19 protein-coding genes are annotated in these 16,609 nt (G+C 59.8%); 12 read left to right on the forward strand and 7 right to left on the reverse strand.

Going from position 1 to position 16,609, the window contains the following annotated elements:
- Positions 1-71: 71 nt before the first annotated feature.
- A complete protein-coding gene (locus CKW38_RS20070; RefSeq protein WP_095113675.1) occupies positions 72-422 on the reverse strand; it encodes a hypothetical protein in 351 nt (116 codons plus the stop codon).
- A 134-nt stretch (positions 423-556) separates the two neighbouring features.
- On the opposite strand from CKW38_RS20070, the gene CKW38_RS20075 reads away from it, so the two are divergent.
- From CKW38_RS20075 to CKW38_RS20110, 8 genes are all read left to right on the forward strand, one after another.
- Positions 557-886: a DUF6388 family protein gene (locus CKW38_RS20075; RefSeq protein WP_007908101.1), complete on the forward strand. Its 330-nt coding sequence runs from the start codon at positions 557-559 to the stop codon at positions 884-886.
- Between the two features lie 25 nt (positions 887-911).
- Positions 912-1,616: a YoaK family protein gene (locus CKW38_RS20080; RefSeq protein WP_095113676.1), complete on the forward strand. Its 705-nt coding sequence runs from the start codon at positions 912-914 to the stop codon at positions 1,614-1,616.
- Positions 1,617-1,816: 200 nt separating this feature from the next.
- A complete protein-coding gene (gene tusD, locus CKW38_RS20085; RefSeq protein WP_007908093.1) occupies positions 1,817-2,209 on the forward strand; it encodes a sulfurtransferase complex subunit TusD in 393 nt (130 codons plus the stop codon).
- Position 2,210: 1 nt separating this feature from the next.
- The gene (tusC, locus tag CKW38_RS20090; protein WP_007908091.1) at positions 2,211-2,567 is read left to right on the forward strand and encodes a sulfurtransferase complex subunit TusC; all 357 of its coding nucleotides are present in this window, start codon (positions 2,211-2,213) and stop codon (positions 2,565-2,567) included.
- A complete protein-coding gene (gene tusB / locus CKW38_RS20095) occupies positions 2,567-2,860 on the forward strand; it encodes a sulfurtransferase complex subunit TusB (RefSeq protein WP_007908088.1) in 294 nt (97 codons plus the stop codon). Before tusC ends, tusB begins: the two co-directional genes overlap by 1 nt.
- Positions 2,857-3,192 (forward strand): TusE/DsrC/DsvC family sulfur relay protein, encoded by a 336-nt coding sequence (locus CKW38_RS20100; RefSeq protein ID WP_038369683.1) that lies wholly within the window; start codon positions 2,857-2,859, stop codon positions 3,190-3,192. Before tusB ends, CKW38_RS20100 begins: the two co-directional genes overlap by 4 nt.
- Positions 3,189-4,190 (forward strand): glycosyl transferase family protein, encoded by a 1,002-nt coding sequence (locus tag CKW38_RS20105; protein WP_095113677.1) that lies wholly within the window; start codon positions 3,189-3,191, stop codon positions 4,188-4,190. Before CKW38_RS20100 ends, CKW38_RS20105 begins: the two co-directional genes overlap by 4 nt.
- Positions 4,191-4,281: 91 nt before the next feature.
- Positions 4,282-5,283: a glutathione S-transferase family protein gene (locus tag CKW38_RS20110; RefSeq protein ID WP_095113678.1), complete on the forward strand. Its 1,002-nt coding sequence runs from the start codon at positions 4,282-4,284 to the stop codon at positions 5,281-5,283.
- Between the two features lie 94 nt (positions 5,284-5,377).
- Here CKW38_RS20110 and cysG read toward each other — a convergent pair whose 3' ends face one another.
- From cysG to CKW38_RS20140, 6 genes are all read right to left on the reverse strand, one after another.
- Complete coding sequence (gene cysG / locus CKW38_RS20115; protein WP_095113679.1) at positions 5,378-6,772, reverse strand: siroheme synthase CysG; 1,395 nt, start codon at positions 6,770-6,772, stop codon at positions 5,378-5,380.
- The gene (serS, locus tag CKW38_RS20120; RefSeq protein WP_007908080.1) at positions 6,773-8,053 is read right to left on the reverse strand and encodes a serine--tRNA ligase; all 1,281 of its coding nucleotides are present in this window, start codon (positions 8,051-8,053) and stop codon (positions 6,773-6,775) included.
- A 15-nt stretch (positions 8,054-8,068) separates the two neighbouring features.
- Positions 8,069-8,443 (reverse strand): fluoride efflux transporter CrcB, encoded by a 375-nt coding sequence (gene crcB / locus CKW38_RS20125; protein ID WP_007908079.1) that lies wholly within the window; start codon positions 8,441-8,443, stop codon positions 8,069-8,071.
- Positions 8,443-9,765 carry a replication-associated recombination protein A gene (locus tag CKW38_RS20130; RefSeq protein ID WP_095113680.1) on the reverse strand — a complete coding sequence of 441 codons (1,323 nt, stop codon included), beginning with the start codon at positions 9,763-9,765 and terminating at the stop codon, positions 8,443-8,445. Before CKW38_RS20130 ends, crcB begins: the two co-directional genes overlap by 1 nt.
- 141 nt (positions 9,766-9,906) lie before the next feature.
- Positions 9,907-10,527, reverse strand: coding sequence for an outer membrane lipoprotein chaperone LolA (gene lolA / locus CKW38_RS20135; protein WP_007908077.1), 621 nt, complete (start codon positions 10,525-10,527; stop codon positions 9,907-9,909).
- 67 nt (positions 10,528-10,594) lie between these two features.
- Complete coding sequence (locus CKW38_RS20140; RefSeq protein WP_034155142.1) at positions 10,595-13,003, reverse strand: DNA translocase FtsK; 2,409 nt, start codon at positions 13,001-13,003, stop codon at positions 10,595-10,597.
- 297 nt (positions 13,004-13,300) lie between these two features.
- On the opposite strand from CKW38_RS20140, the gene trxB reads away from it, so the two are divergent.
- The 4 genes from trxB to infA all read left to right on the forward strand — a co-directional run bounded on the left by trxB (position 13,301) and on the right by infA (position 16,099).
- Positions 13,301-14,260 (forward strand): thioredoxin-disulfide reductase, encoded by a 960-nt coding sequence (gene trxB / locus CKW38_RS20145; RefSeq protein WP_095113681.1) that lies wholly within the window; start codon positions 13,301-13,303, stop codon positions 14,258-14,260.
- A gap of 62 nt (positions 14,261-14,322) precedes the next feature.
- Complete coding sequence (aat, locus tag CKW38_RS20150) at positions 14,323-15,003, forward strand: leucyl/phenylalanyl-tRNA--protein transferase (RefSeq protein ID WP_095113682.1); 681 nt, start codon at positions 14,323-14,325, stop codon at positions 15,001-15,003.
- Positions 15,004-15,060: 57 nt separating this feature from the next.
- Positions 15,061-15,768 carry an arginyltransferase gene (locus tag CKW38_RS20155; RefSeq protein ID WP_007908064.1) on the forward strand — a complete coding sequence of 236 codons (708 nt, stop codon included), beginning with the start codon at positions 15,061-15,063 and terminating at the stop codon, positions 15,766-15,768.
- Positions 15,769-15,880: 112 nt separating this feature from the next.
- Entirely contained in the window at positions 15,881-16,099 is a 219-nt protein-coding gene (gene infA / locus CKW38_RS20160) for a translation initiation factor IF-1 (RefSeq protein ID WP_002553999.1), read from the forward strand.
- The last annotated feature ends 510 nt before the right edge of the window (positions 16,100-16,609 follow it).

Consider the following 16,609-nt stretch of genomic DNA (forward strand, 5'->3'; position numbering starts at 1 on the left):
CCACCCGGAGCGAGCCTGCTCCGGGCGGCCTTCCGACGAAGGCGGGTTGAGCATCACTGCGACAATTGCCCCTACAGGCAAGTCGCTAAAGCCGCCAACCGGCGCTTGGCGACAAAGTCATCCTTCTGCGCGTAGTAATTCAACGTCGTGCCCGATGCCTGGGTAATCACGTCGACAAACGACTCTGCCGAACGGGTGTACACCGTCGTCCCGCCGGACTTGCGCGGTTCCAGATACGCCGCCGCATCCACACCGAACACCGCTTCGTCCTGCCAACCAAACTGCACACACTGCGCCACGACTTTTTCAGCCTTGTCCGACGTCAACACCTTGTACGGGGTTTTCGTGCGAGCATCGTCCATCACCGAGCCTGCGCAACCGGCCAGCAATGTCGCGGCCAGCGCTACCATCAGAATTCGCATTGCATTCGCTCATTCAGAAAAAAGCGGACTGTATCATCGCAGCAGCAGGAATCGTTCTGCTTTACTGCATTTATAGCGCGACACGCGCAGGTCGCTGCGGCAACCTAAGCTCATCAGCCTCACAAGGAAAACACATGGCGCCTACCGACCAGCGACATGAACATGCCCTGAAAGTGTTTCTCGACGCGCGTCCCGAACTGCGCGAAACCCTCGATCACCTCAACCCGTTGCTGGCCCAGGCCAAAGGCGAAACTCAAGCGCAGTATCGCGAAGAGCGACTGCATGAAGCGTTTGAGGCTGAAGCGGAAAGTCTCGGGCTGTTTGCCTGGGAGCTCACCTTGCAACTGACCGCTGATTCGTCTGAGGAATACCAGGCGCAGCGTCTGGAAGTGCATCGCGAAGTCGCGGAAATGGCCGGAATGGATTGGCTGGAATATTGCGATCTGTATGGCATAGAGCCGTAACCTCCGCCTAAGGACACCGCCACTCATGCTGCCATCCGCCTCGACTCACCGCGCCAGCCCCGGCCACCTGCACACACAGAAGTGGCGCGGGCGGATTGGTCTGGCGCTGGTGGCCAGCCTCTCGGTACTGGCCGGAATGACCGACGCCATTGGCTTTATGGCCAGCGGCGACTTCGTCTCGTTCATGAGCGGCAACACCACCCGACTTGCCGTGGCAATCAGCGATGGCGATGTCGGGCTGACTGCGCGATTGTTGATCCTCGTCGCAACATTTATTGTCGGCAATGCCTTGGGGGTTGTCGTCGCACGTTTTGGCGGACGCCGGGCGCTGCCTCTGCTGCTGTGTATCGCCACCCTGCTGTGCGCGGCGGCGGCCTGGCCATTCGACACGCAACTGCCAGCGCTGCTGGCGGCGATCATAGCGATGGGCATGCTCAACGCGGCGGTCGAAGAAGTGAATGGCTTGCCGGTCGGGCTGACTTACGTGACTGGCGCGTTGTCGCGGTTCGGCCGTGGATTGGGCCGCTGGATGCTTGGCGAACGGCGCAGCGGCTGGCGGGTGCAGCTGGTGCCCTGGAGCGGAATGTTTCTCGGCGCGATTCTGGGCGCAGTGCTGGAGCATCATCTTGGACTCAAGGCGATGTTCGTCAGCGGGTTGCTGGCCGCGATGATCGGGCTGCTCTCCCTGAAAATTCCGCGGCGCTGGCAACTGGGCTACATGCCTCGCTAATCAACGCCCGCCCCGTGCTCCCTGTAGGAGCTGTCGAGTGAAACGAGGCTGCGATCTTTTGATCTTGTTTTTCAAAATCAAAATCAACAGATCGCAGCGTGCCGCAGCTCCTACAGAGATCGTGTTTCCCTGTAAGCGCTGCGATCCTTTGCGGCCTGCAATGCTTTATCATGGCCGCAGTTTTGCTGATCGAGTCCGTCATGAAGTTTGCCATCGCGCTGTTTTCCGCCGCCCATGCGCCCTCCTCGCGCCGCGCCCTGCTGTTTGCGCAGGCTGCGCTGGCCGGCGGGCATGAGATCGTCCGGCTGTTTTTCTATCAGGACGGCGTTTATAACGCCTCGGATGCGCTCGTCACTCCGCAGGACGAACTGGATTTGCCCAAACAATGGCGCAGCTTCATAACCGAGCAGAATCTGGATGGCGTGGTGTGTATCGCCGCCGCCCTGCGTCGCGGTGCGCTCAACGCTGAAGAAGCCAAACGCTATCAACGTGACGCCGTCTCAGTCAGCGCGCCGTGGGAATTGTCCGGCCTCGGTCAGTTGCATGACGCGGTGCAAGACGCCGACCGTTTGATCTGCTTTGGAGGTGCGTGAGATGGCCAAGTCCCTGTTGATCATCAGCCGCCAGTCGCCGTGGTCTGGCCCCGGCGCTCGCGAAGCGCTGGACATCGTGCTGGCCGGTGGCGCCTTCGATCTGCCCGTTGGCTTGCTGTTTCTGGATGATGGCGTGCTGCAACTCGCCGCCGGGCAAAACGCCAAGGCCCTGCAACAGAAAGACCTCAGCGCCAACCTGCAGGCGCTGCCGATGTTCGGCGTAGAAGAACTGTTTTACTGCGCCGACAGCGCCAGCACACGCGGTCTCGGCAATCTGTCGCTGGCCGAAGCGCAGCCGCTGGCCGCCGAACAAATCACCGCCCTTATTGACCGTTACGACCAGGTGATCACCCTCTGATGTCGACTTTGCATGTGTTGTCTCATTCCCCGTTCGGCGACGATCGCCTGAGCAGTTGCCTGCGCCTGATCGGCAGCGCTGATGCCCTGCTGCTGTCCGGCGATGCCGTCTATGCATTGCAACCGGGCACAGCGCCATTCACCGATCTGCAAAGCCGCCAGATCAAACTGTGGGTTCTGGCCGAAGATGCACAGGCTCGCGCCATCGAAGTCCCGGACTGGGCCGAAGCGATCGATTACCCGGCCTTCGTCGAACTGTCGATACACCACGACAAGGTCAACAGCTGGCTATGAATTCCATGACCGTCGGCGCCCGCGCCATCGAACTGGACAAGGATGGCTTTCTCGTCGACCTCAGCGACTGGTCGGCTGATGTCGCCAGCGCCCTCGCCGCTGCCGAAGAGATCGAGCTGACTCCGGAGCACTGGGAAGTCCTCGAGCTGCTGCGCAGCTTCTACGCCGAATTCCAGCTGTCACCGGCCACCCGGCCGTTGATCAAGTACACCGCGTTGAAACTCGGCCCGGACAAAGGCAACAGCCTGCACCTGAACCGACTGTTCAAAGGCACCCCCGCCAAACTCGCCGCGAAACTGGCGGGCCTGCCCAAACCGACGAATTGCTTATGACCGACTTTCCAGCGCTGACCCTCGAAACGCCAGCCGAACATCCGTTCGCTCAATTCGTGCGCATCCTCGGCAAGGGCAAACGCGGCGCCCGCGACCTGACCCGTGAAGAAGCCCGCGAAGCGATGGGCCTGGTGCTCGACGACAAGGTCGAAGACACCCAGCTCGGCGCGTTCCTGATGTTGCTGCGGCACAAAGAAGAAAGCGCCGAGGAGATGGCCGGTTTCACCGAAGCCCTGCGCGAGCGCTTGCAGGCCCCCAAGCTGAACGTCGATCTGGACTGGCCGACCTATGCCGGCAAAAAGCGCCATCTGCCGTGGTACCTGCTGGCAGCCAAGTGTCTGGCACAGAACGGAGTGCGCATCTTTATGCACGGCGGCGGCGCGCACACGGCCGGGCGGCTGTACAGCGAGCAATTGCTCGGCGAATTGAACATCCCGTTGTGCCGGACCTGGCAGCAGACCGGCACGGCGCTGGACAACGGCGGACTGGCGTTCATGCCGCTGGTGGACTGGGCGCCACAACTGCAGAAGATGATCGACCTGCGCAACACCCTTGGCCTGCGTTCGCCGATTCATTCCCTGGCGCGGATTCTCAATCCGCTGGGCGCACGCTGCGGCCTGCAAAGCATCTTCCACCCCGGCTATCAGGCGGTGCATCGCGATGCCAGCGGTCTGCTCGGCGACACCGCGATTGTGGTCAAGGGTGACGGTGGCGAAATCGAGATCAACCCGGATGCCGACAGTCACTTGTACGGCACCACTGGCGGCGAGAGCTGGGACGAGGAATGGCCGCAATTGTCGGCGCAACGCCACGTCAAACCGGCAACTTTGGACGTTGAACATCTGAAAGCCGTGTGGCGTGGCGACGTGGTCGACAGCTACCCACAAATGGCCCTGATTGCGACCATGGCCCTGGCCTTGCGCGGCCTCGGTCAAAACCGCGAACAAGCCTTCGCAACCGCCGAGCAGTACTGGGCCGCGCGGAACAAATCGATTTAACCGATCATTCACGCCCGATCTTTGCGCTTTTTGTTCGAACTCATCGGAATAGACTCGACTCCAACGATTATTGGTTTACGGAGTCTTGATCATGGGTTTACTCGTCGATGGCCACTGGCAGGACAAGTGGTACGAAAGCAGCAAGGACGGCGCGTTCCAGCGTGAACAGGCCAAACGCCGCAACTGGGTCACCGCCAACGGTGAACCCGGCCCCAGCGGTGAAGGCGGTTTTGCCGCTGAAGCCGGGCGCTATCACCTCTACGTTTCCCTCGCCTGTCCATGGGCGCATCGCACGCTAATCCTGCGCAAGCTCAAAGGCCTGGAAAGTCTGATCGACGTCTCGGTGGTCAGTTGGCTGATGCTGGAAAACGGCTGGACCTTCGACACGGTACTCGGCTCAACCGGCGACAAGCTCGATGGCTTCGACTTCATGCACCAGCGCTATACCGCCGACACGGCCGATTACACCGGCCGCGTTACTGTGCCGGTGCTGTGGGACAAGAAGCTCAAACGCATCGTCAGCAACGAATCAGCGGAGATCATCCGCATGTTCAACAGCGCGTTTGATGATCTGACCGGCAATGATCTGGATTTCTACCCGGCGCCGTTGCGCGGTGAAATCGATGCGCTGAACGAGCGGATTTATCCGGCGGTGAACAACGGCGTGTACCGCGCAGGTTTTGCAACGTCGCAACAGGCTTATGAAGAAGCGTTCGATGAGGTGTTTGCCGAACTCGATCACCTTGAAGGCGTTTTAAGCGCAAACCGCTATCTGAGCGGCGAATACCTCACTGAAGCTGACGTGCGCCTGTTCACTACGATCATCCGGTTTGATGCGGTGTATCACGGGCACTTCAAGTGCAATCTGCGGCGCATTGCCGATTATCCGAACCTGTCGAACTGGCTGCGGGAGATGTATCAGTTGCCGGGGATTGCCGAGACGGTGGATTTCCAGCACATCAAGAATCACTACTACGGCAGTCACAAGACGATCAACCCGACGGGGGTTGTGCCGAAGGGGCCGGAGCAGGATTTCACCGTGGCGCATGATCGGGCGCGGTTGGCTGGGAAAGGGGTTTGGTTGAAGGGTTAATAGCAAAAAGCAAAAGATCGCAGCCTTCGGCAGCTCCTACAGGGAACGCATTCTCATGTAGGAGCTGCCGAAGGCTGCGATCTTTTGATCTGACTCAGACCTGCGCCTGAGCCCCTTCGAACCACGCCAGTTTCTCGCGCAGTTGCACCACTTCACCAACGATCACCAGTGTCGGCGCATGCACTTCATGCTCCGCCACCAATCGCGGCAGATCGGCCAGCGTGCCGGTAAAGACCCGCTGATTGACCGTGGTGCCCTGCTGAATCAACGCCGCCGGGGTATCTGCTGAACGACCATGCTTGATCAGTTGTTCACAAATGACCGGCAAGCCGACCAGGCCCATGTAGAACACCAGCGTCTGCGCCGGGGCGACGAGGTCGGCCCATGGCAGATCGGTGGAACCGTCCTTCAAATGCCCGGTGACAAAGCGCACCGACTGCGCGTAATCACGATGCGTCAGCGGAATCCCTGCATACGCCGCACAACCGCTGGCTGCGGTGATACCCGGCACCACCTGAAACGGAATGCCGTGAGCGGCCAGTTCTTCGATCTCTTCGCCGCCACGGCCGAAGATAAACGGATCACCGCCCTTCAACCGCACCACACGTTTGCCGGCCTTGGCCAGATCGACCAGTTGCTGGTTGATCTGATCCTGCGGCACGGCGTGATCAGCACGACGTTTGCCGACATAAACCCGCTCGGCATCGCGACGGCATAGCTCAAGAATCGCAGGTGCAACCAAACGGTCGTACAGCACCACGTCGGCTTGCTGCATCAGGCGCAAGGCCTTGAAGGTCAGCAGGTCCGGATCGCCCGGGCCCGCGCCGACCAGATACACCTCACCGGTGGTGACCATGGCTTCGCCATCGATCTTGGCTTGCAGCAGACGTTCGGCCTCGGCGCCCTGCCCGGCCAGTTGCCGATCGGCAATCGGTCCCTGAAAGACGTCTTCCCAGAAACCACGACGCTGCTGCACATCCGGAAACAGGCCTTTCACCTGATTACGGAAACGCGCGGCGAGCCCGGCCAATTGGCCGTATGTCGACGGAATCCAGGTTTCGATCTTGGCGCGGATCAAACGCGCCAGCACCGGTGCATCGCCGCCGCTGGACACGGCAATGATCAGCGGCGAGCGATCGACGATCGCCGGGAAGATCACGCTGCACAAGGCCGGCGCGTCGACCACGTTGACCGGCACGCAGCGCTTATGAGCATCGGTGGAGACTTGTGCGTTCAGTGTCTCATCGTCGGTAGCGGCAATAATCAGCCCGCAACCGTCCAGATCTGCCTCGACGTAACCACGCAACAGGCATTCACCGCCAGAAGCAGCGACCAGCTCACGCAGTTGCGTTTCGATTTCAGGTGCGACCACCCGCAGCAGCGCACCGGCATCGGCCAGCAGGCGGGATTTGCGCAAGGCAATTTCCCCCCCACCGACGACCAACACACGACTGCCGCGCAGGTTGTGAAACAGCGGCAGATATTTCATTTAGCCGATGACCTCAAGGCCACCCATGTACGGCTTCAGCACGTCCGGCACACGGATCGAACCATCGGCCTGCTGGTAGTTTTCCAGCACAGCAACCAGCGTACGGCCAACAGCCAGACCGGAACCGTTCAAGGTGTGCACCAGCTCAGGCTTGCCGGTTTCCGGGTTACGGAAGCGCGCCTGCATGCGACGGGCCTGGAAATCGCCGCAGTTCGAGCACGAGGAGATTTCGCGGTACTTGTCCTGGCTCGGGATCCACACTTCCAGATCGTAAGTCTTGACCGCGCTGAAGCCCATGTCGCCGGTGCACAGTGCCAGGGTGCGATAAGGCAGACCGAGCAATTGCAGCACCTTTTCAGCGTTGGCAGTCAGACCTTCCAGCGCTTCCATCGAAGTCGATGGCTCAACGATCTGGACCATTTCAACTTTGTCGAACTGGTGCTGACGGATCATGCCGCGCGTGTCGCGACCCGACGCGCCGGCTTCGCTGCGGAAGCACGGAGTATGCGCGACGAACTTGATCGGCAGCAGTTTCGAATCGACGATTTCACCTGCCACGATGTTGGTCAGCGATACTTCGGCTGTCGGGATCAAATACAGATCGGCTTCGCCTTCGCGAGCGATCTTGAACAGGTCTTCTTCGAACTTCGGCAGTTGACCGGTGCCTTGCAGTGCCGGGGCCTGAACCAGATAAGGCGTGTACGCCTCTTCGTAGCCGTGCTCGTTGACGTGCAGGTTGATCATGAACTGCGCCAGTGCGCGGTGCAGACGGGCGATCGGGCCACGCAGCAGGGCAAAACGGGCGCCGGACAGCTTGGCGGCGGTTTCGAAATCCAGCCAGCCGAACTTCTCGCCCAGCGCCACGTGGTCTTTCACTTCGAAATCGAATGCAGTCGGCGTGCCCCAGCGGCGGACTTCAACGTTGTCGTCTTCGTCTTTGCCGACCGGAACGGATTCGTGTGGCAGGTTCGGGATACCGAGCAGGATCGAGTCCAGTTCGGTCTGGATCGCGTCCAGTTCGACTTTACCGGCACTCAGTTCGCCCGCCATGCGCTCGACGTCCGCCATCAACGGCGCGATGTCTTCGCCGCGCTGCTTGGCCTGACCGATGGATTTGGAACGCGCGTTACGCTCAGCCTGCAGTGCTTCGGTGCGGGTCTGGACGGTCTTGCGCTGTTCTTCCAGCGCTTCGATGCGCGCGGTATCCAGGGCAAAGCCACGGGAAGCCAGGCGGTCCGCTACGTCCTGAAGGTTGCTACGTAACAGTTTGGAATCGAGCATGTCGGTTTCTCGTTATCAAAGTTTGGTCAAAGACAGGCCAGCCCACGTCGCGAGCAGCCCGCCGAATACGCTGAGCGCCGCATAGCCCAGGGCCAGCGGCACTTGCCCGCTTTCCAGCAGGCGCACCGTATCCAGTGAAAAGGATGAAAAAGTCGTCAGCCCCCCGAGGAAGCCGACCATCAACCCGGCACGCACCTCGATCGGCACTTCCGGGCGTATCAAAAACAGGCCGTACAACACGCCAATCAGCAGACAGCCCACGATATTAACGGCCAGCGTCGCGGTATAGAAGTGCCGCGGCCAATTGGCGTTGACCCAATTGCCGGTAGCGAAGCGCAACAAGGTGCCGGCAACCCCGCCGGCGGAGACCGCAATGATCAATGGAAGCACTATTTTCTCCGTTGCCGAGGGCTTAAACGATCAAGTTGAGCGAGGTGGTTGAGCTTCTCACCGATCTTCAACTCCAGGCCGCGCGGCACCGGTTGGTAAAACGGTATCGGCTCGAGTTCTTCCGGGAAATAGTCTTCGCCGGCGGCGTAGGCGTCTGGTTCGTCATGGGCGTAGCGGTATTCGTCGCCGTAGCCCAATTGTTTCATCAGTTTGGTCGGCGCGTTGCGCAGGTGCAGCGGCACTTCCAGCGAGCCGTTTTCGGCGGCGGCACGCAGCGCGGTTTTGAAGCCCATGTATACCGCGTTGCTTTTTGGCGCACAGGCCAGATAAGTAATGGCTTGAGCCACCGCCAACTCACCTTCGGGGCTGCCGAGGCGTTCCTGCACTTCCCACGCGGCGAGGCACAGGCTCAATGCGCGCGGGTCGGCGTTGCCGATGTCTTCGCTGGCCATGCGCACTACGCGTCGGGCCAGGTACAGCGGATCGCAACCGCCGTCGATCATCCGCGCAAACCAGTACAGCGCGCCATCGGGGTTGGAGCCGCGCACGGATTTGTGCAGCGCCGAGATCTGGTCGTAGAACGCTTCGCCGCCCTTGTCGAAACGCCGGCGCGTGTCGCCGAGCAGGCTTTGCAGCAGATCGATGCCCATCTCGCTGTTGTCATCGGCCAGATCGGAGGCATTCTCCAGCAGATTGAGCAGACGCCGGCCATCGCCATCGGCGGCCGATAGCAGCATCTGAAAACCCTCATCGCTGAGGGTCAAGTTACGTTTGCCCAGCCCGCGCTCTTCGGTGAGCGCGCGGTGCACCAGTTTGCGCAGCGCCGCTTCGTCGAGGCTCTTTAGCACGTAGACGCGGGCGCGCGACAACAGAGCGTTGTTTAGTTCAAACGAAGGGTTTTCGGTGGTGGCGCCGATGAAGATCAGCGTGCCGTCTTCAACGTACGGCAGGAATGCGTCCTGCTGGGACTTGTTGAAGCGGTGCACTTCATCGACGAACAGAATTGTGCGCTTGCCGTACTGGCCGGCCTGCTGCTTGGCGATTTCAACGGCCTGACGGATCTCCTTGACCCCGGCGAGCACCGCCGAGACCGTTTCGAAGTGCGCATCGGAGACTTCCGCAAGCAACCGCGCCAAGGTGGTTTTACCCACGCCCGGCGGGCCCCAGAAGATCATCGAATGCAGGGCACCCTGCTCCAGCGCCTCACGCAGAGGTTTGCCGCGAGCGAGCACGTGCTCCTGACCGACGTACTCATCCAGATTGATCGCACGCAAACGCGCGGCCAGTGGCTGGGCAATCGGTGCACTGCGAAACAGATCCATCACGTAGCGTTGAAACCTCTATTTTGCCGATCATTGACCCTGTAGGAGTGAGCCTGCTCGCGATAGCGGTGGGTCAGACGATGAAGATGTGACTGACAAATCGAATCGCGAGCAGGCTCACTCCTACAAAGGGTTTTGGGTTTATTCCTGGATTACGTCGGCACCCTTGGGGATGTCGAACTTGAACTTCGACGCTGGAACCGGCTCATTGGCCTTCACCCCGGTAAACAGGATATTGGTGCGCTGGCCGACGCTGTCGATCAGTTGCATATCGTTAAGCAGATTATTGCGGAAGGACAGGCGCAGATTATCGAACAAGGTGTCCTTGGTTTTCGGCTTCAGAGTGAAGTCGATCACGCCGCCCGCCTCTTTCGCGGTGATATCAAAGCTCTGGCTGATCTTCGACACATCACCGGACAACAGCAGCGCCGGGGTCTGGGTCAGACGCTCGTCGAGCTTTTTGATGGTCGCCTGTTCCAGATCCGGGTCCCACAGGGTGACTTTCTTGCCGTCGGAGACCATGGTCTGCTCGGCCGGCGCATTGGTGTGCCAGTAGAACAGGCCCGGACGCTGCAGGGTCATGTCGCCGGTGGTTTCCTGCAACTGCGTGCCGCTGCCGTCGAGGGTCAGCTGCGAGAAGTTCGCGCTCAGGGTCTTGGATGTTTCCAGCAATTGGGTCAGACGCGCCACGTCCTTGTCATCGGCGTGGGCCGTGAGCGTGGTCAGCGCCAGTACTGGCAACAGCATGCGGATAAGACGCATGGGAGTCCTCTTGAATACTCGTTGGGAGAGCGGCGGCACATCATTGTCCCGCCTCTTGCGTTTGCAATCAGTCGCGTACCGGGCCCGGGGCCAGGACTTCACGGGAACCGTTGGTGTTCATCGAGGTGACGACCCCGGCCATTTCCATGGCTTCGATCATCCGTGCGGCGCGGTTGTAGCCGATCTTCAGCTTGCGCTGTACAGCGGAAATCGAGGCGCGACGGCTTTCGAGTACGAACTGCACGGCTTCGTCATACAGCGCGTCGGCTTCCGGATCATCGCCATCACCGCCACCGCTGCTGCCTTCAAAACCGCTGCCGGCTTCTTCGACACCGTTGAGGATGTCGTCGTTATATTCCGGCGCGCCGCGCAGTTTCCACGCCTCGACCACACGATGGACTTCGTCATCGGAAACGAATGCACCGTGAACCCGGATCGGCAGACTGGTGCCCGGCGGCATGTAGAGCATGTCACCGTGGCCGAGCAATTGTTCGGCGCCGCCCTGGTCGATGATGGTCCGCGAGTCGATCTTGCTCGATACCTGGAATGCCATACGGGTCGGAATGTTGGCCTTGATCAGACCGGTGATCACGTCCACCGACGGCCGCTGGGTTGCAAGGATCAAGTGAATACCGGCGGCACGGGCCTTCTGGGCGATACGGGCGATCAGTTCTTCAACTTTCTTGCCGACGATCATCATCATGTCGGCGAATTCGTCGACCACCACCACGATGGTCGGCAGCTTTTGCAGCAATGGCGCTTCGTCGTGGATGCTTTCACGCTTGTACAGCGGATCGCTCAACGGCTCGCCGGCGTCCTGGGCCTCCTTGACCTTGGCGTTGAAGCCGGACAGGTTTCGGACACCCATCTTCGCCATCAGCTTGTAGCGGCGCTCCATCTCGGCGACGCTCCAGCGCAGGGCATTGGCGGCATCCTTCATGTCGGTGACGACCGGGCACAGCAGGTGCGGAATGCCTTCGTAGATCGACAGTTCCAGCATTTTCGGGTCGATCATGATCAGCTTGGCGTCTTCCGGGCCGGACTTGAACAGGATCGACAGAATCATCGCGTTCACACCCACCGACTTACCGGAACCGGTCGTACCGGCCACCAGCAAGTGCGGCATCTTCGCCAGGTCGGTGATGACCGGCTTGCCACCAATGTCATGACCGAGTGCCAGGGTGACCGGCGATTTGAAGTTGTCGTACTCGGGCGTCGACAGCACCTCGGAGAAACGTACGATCTGCCGGTCTTCGTTGGGGATCTCGATACCGACGGTGGTCTTGCCCGGAATCACCTCGACCACACGCACACTGGTCACGGCCAGGGAACGCGCAAGGTCTTTGGCGAGGTTGGCGATACGGCTGACTTTGACGCCGGCAGCCGGCTGGATTTCGTAACGGGTAATCACCGGGCCTGGGTGGATCGAATCCACCGTGACCTCGACCCCGAACTCCTTCAGCTTGATCTCCAGCAAGTGGCCGACCGCCGCCAGGGATTCCGGTGAGTAATTGAGTTGTTTCTTTTCCGCCGGATCAAGAATCGAGATCGGCGGCAAGGTGCCTTCCACGGCGCTGTCGACGAACAACGGCACCTGTTTTTCTTTCTGTACGCGCTTGCTTGGCTCGGGCGCCTTGGCCGGAGCCGGGGCGATCACCGGCGGCACTTGTTTCTCGCGATCGGACATGTGCTTGCTCAGGGCTTGCTCACGTTCGATCAGGCGTTCTTTGACTTTGGCCTGCTCACGTTTGTCGGTCACCGTCGGCGCGACCACGTCGTGGACGCGATCGTCGACTTCACGCAGTTGCGCAACCAGTTGTTTGCGTTCGGTACGTGCCGACCACCAGCGATTGAGCGCGCCTTGAAACAGTTCGAACAGATCAAGGGTGATCTTGCCGGTGATGTCCATCACTTTGAACCACGACAGGTCAGTGAACACCGTCAGGCCAAACAGGAACAACGCAATGAACAACAGCGTGCTGCCCTGAATGTTCAGCGCATTCTTCGCCAGATTGCCGAGACTTTCGCCCAGCGCGCCGCCCGCACCTGCCGGCAGACCCGACGCTGCGTGGAAATGCAGATGCGCCAGCGCCGCGCCGGACAGCACCAGAAACACCAGACCGATCAGACGCCAGGAGAACAGCCAGCCGCTCCACTGCCACGGTTCGTGGCGCTGACGGAAGATCTGGTAGGCCTTGATCGCCAACAGCAGCGGGAATATGTAGGCGAAGTAACCCAGCACCATAAACAATATATCGGCGCTGTAGGAGCCCGCCGGGCCGCCGAAATTCTGTACGTCGTCGATCTTGCTGTTGTGGCTCCAGCCTGGATCGTCCTTGCCGTAGGTCAGCAAAGCCATCATCAGGAACAGGCACAAGGCACCGATGGCGATCAATGCACCTTCCTTGAGCCGGTAGTGCAACTGTTGGCGCCAGAGCGGAACGACTGTTTTTGGTGCTTCGGTGGATTTCTTCAAAACGCTTCTTTTCCTGCGCCCAAGGCGCGTCCATCTATTGAATGACGATAAAAAACTGCCCAATCCAGGCAGGTAAAAAAGTGAACGAGCGCAACTGAGACTACTTTTAACACTGCGTCGCGCATTTTATAAACACAGCGCAGCGCGAATATTCTGTAACAGCCCGGCATTGTACGGGTTTGTGCGTCTGATGCCATGCTTCAAGCCCCAGGATTGAGCATAGTCAAGCACACAGAAGCCGCGACTCAATTTGAGCATGCATTACCTTTTGTGACAAAGGCTTATGAGGTGTATTTGATGAACGTAGCGAAGCATTCACGCCTGATCATCCTCGGCTCCGGTCCGGCCGGTTACAGCGCTGCCGTGTATGCCGCCCGCGCCAACCTCAAACCCGTGGTCATTACCGGCCTGCAGGCTGGTGGCCAGCTCACCACTACCGTCGAAGTCGACAACTGGCCCGGCGACATCGAAGGCCTCACCGGCCCGGTACTGATGGAGCGCATGCAGAAACACGCCGAACGCTTTGCCACAGAGATCGTTTACGACCACATCCACACCGCCAAGTTGCAGCAGCGACCGTTCGAGCTCACTGGCGACAGCGGCACTTACACCTGCGACGCGCTGATCATTGCCACAGGCGCCTCGGCGCAATACCTGGGCCTGCCCTCGGAAGAAGCCTTTGCCGGCCGAGGTGTTTCTGCTTGCGCGACCTGTGACGGCTTTTTCTATCGCAATCAGGTGGTCGCGGTCGTGGGCGGCGGCAATACCGCCGTCGAGGAAGCACTGTACCTGTCGAACATCGCCAAAGAGGTACACCTGATCCATCGCCGCGACAAACTGCGTTCGGAGAAAATCCTTCAGGACAAACTGTTCGAGAAAGCCGCCACAGGCAATGTGCGTCTGCACTGGAATCAGAATCTCGACGAAGTGCTGGGCGATGCTAGCGGTGTCACCGGCGCGCGACTGCGTGACAGCCACACGGGTGAAACCGCTGAACTGCCGCTGGCCGGCGTGTTCATCGCTATCGGCCACAAACCCAACACCGATCTGTTTCAAGGGCAACTGCCGATGCGCGACGGTTACTTACTGGTCAAGGGCGGCAGCGACGGTGATGCTACGTCCACCGAGATTCCCGGGGTGTTTGCCGCCGGCGACGTGGCCGACCACGTTTACCGCCAGGCGGTAACGTCGGCAGGTGCTGGCTGCATGGCCGCACTCGATGCCGAGAAGTATCTGGACGACATTCCGGTCATTTAACGGCACACTTTATCGCGGGCGAACAGCCCGCACCGCCCTCCCCTTCTGCAAGCCTGGATGCCATGCTGACTTGGTTACAACGTAATTCCCTGACTTTTCCACCACTGGAAAAGGCCATGCGCGACCCCAACGGATTGCTCGCCGCCGGTGGCGATCTGTCGGCCGATCGACTGATTCAGGCTTATCGCCATGGCTGCTTTCCATGGTTTTCCGAAGGCCAGCCGATTCTCTGGTGGTCGCCGGATCCGCGCACGGTGTTGTTTCCCGACGAACTGCATGTCTCGCGCAGCCTCGGCAAATTGCTGCGCCAACAACGCTATCAAGTGACCTTTGATCAGGACTTCGACGCAGTGATCCGCGCCTGCGCTGCACCACGGGATTACGCCGACGGCACCTGGATCACCCAAGCCATGCAGGACGCCTACGTTGAACTGCATCGCCGCGGCTTCGCGCATTCGGTCGAGGTCTGGGATCAAGACGAACTGGTCGGCGGCCTGTACGGCCTGGCGATGGGCCAACTGTTCTTCGGCGAATCGATGTTCAGCCGCGCCGACAATGCCTCCAAATTCGGCTTTGCCACCCTGGTGCGCCATCTGAAAGACTCGGGATTCGTGCTGATCGATTGCCAGATGCCGACCGATCATCTGCACAGCCTCGGCGCGCGGGCAATTCCTCGTCAGCAATTCGCCGATTATCTGGCACATCACCTGGATCAACCCAATCGTGCCAACTGGGTTTGCTGAGCGACTTTTGCGCGCGTGGCTTACACTTAATTCACCAGCTTATCCCGAGGGTTGATCATGACCGAGTTGGCGCGTTTGAAGTTCTATGCCACTCAGCCTCACTCTTGCAGTTATCTGCCCGAGGAGCAGGCCACGACCCTGTTTCTCGATCCGAGTCAGCCCATGGATGTGCATGTCTACGCAGACCTGTCGGAAATGGGCTTTCGTCGCAGCGGCGATCATCTGTACCGCCCGCATTGCCAGAACTGCAATGCGTGCGTGCCTGCGCGCATTCCGGTGGCGCAGTTCACACCCAATCGTCAGCAGAAGCGGATTTTCAAACGCAACACGGATTTGCAGGTGCGCCCGGCCAAACCGCAGTTCAGCGAAGAATATTTCGATCTGTACCAGCGCTATATCGAACAACGCCACGCCGACGGCGATATGTACCCGCCGAGCCGCGATCAATTCTCGACTTTTCTGGTGCGCGATCTGCCCTTCTCGCGCTTCTATGAGTTCCGACTCGACGGACGGTTGCTAGCCGTGGCTGTGACCGACTTACTGCCGAACGGTTTGTCGGCGGTGTACACCTTCTACGAACCGGCCGAGGAACGCCGTAGCCTTGGCCGATTTGCCATCCTCTGGCAAATCGCCGAGGCACAGCGCCTCGGACTTGAGGCGGTGTACCTCGGTTACTGGATCAAGAACTGCAAAAAGATGAACTACAAGACGCAATATCGCCCCATCGAATTGCTGATTAATCAGCGCTGGGTCATCCTCAACTAAACCCAAGCCGTAAACCCCTTGGCGTAAACCCCATTTTTCGGGCACAATGCACGCCGCTTTTGCCTGGCGCAGTTGCACCGGGCCATTCATTGGATACCGAGGGCTTTACTGCATGTCGAAAGAAGACAGCTTCGAAATGGAAGGCACTGTCGTCGACACCCTGCCCAACACCATGTTTCGTGTGGAGTTGGAAAATGGGCACGTCGTAACCGCGCATATTTCCGGCAAGATGCGCAAGAACTACATTCGTATTCTTACCGGTGACAAAGTGCGCGTCGAGCTGACGCCCTATGACTTGAGCAAAGGGCGCATCACTTACCGCGCTCGTTAATCAAGTCAATACAAAACGCCCGGTTTATGCCGGGCGTTTTTGTTTGTGCGTTTTGGGGGTTGGTTTGGGTTTGGGGGCATATCCGTTGCTGCGGGTGCTGCCGCTGGCGGTTTCGCTCTTACAGCGAGTCACCTTTTCCAAACGCCGAAAAGGTAACCCAAAAGGCTTTGCCCCGGCGTACGGCACTTCGCTGAGGCTCAGTGTTCCCTCGCTACGGTGTCCATCCGGGGGCATCGCCTACGGTTTGCTTCGCTGCACCTCCTCTCGATGTATGCGGCTTCGCCGCACGGCGCTGCGCGCCTAACCCCCGGATGGACACCTACGCTCGGCCTGCCGAAGGGGCAAAAGATCAAAAGCCAAAGCAAGATCAAGAGCCAGAGCCAGAGCCAGAGCCAGATCAAGAGCCAGAGCCAGAGCCAGATCAAGAGCCCCTCACCCTAGCCCTCTCCCGAAGGGAGAGGGAACTGACCGTGGTGTTTGGGCGAGGTACGCCGACATGCGATACCGCGG

Origin of the sequence: Pseudomonas sp. Irchel 3H7, assembly GCF_900187605.1 — a bacterium.
Lineage (GTDB): Bacteria > Pseudomonadota > Gammaproteobacteria > Pseudomonadales > Pseudomonadaceae > Aquipseudomonas.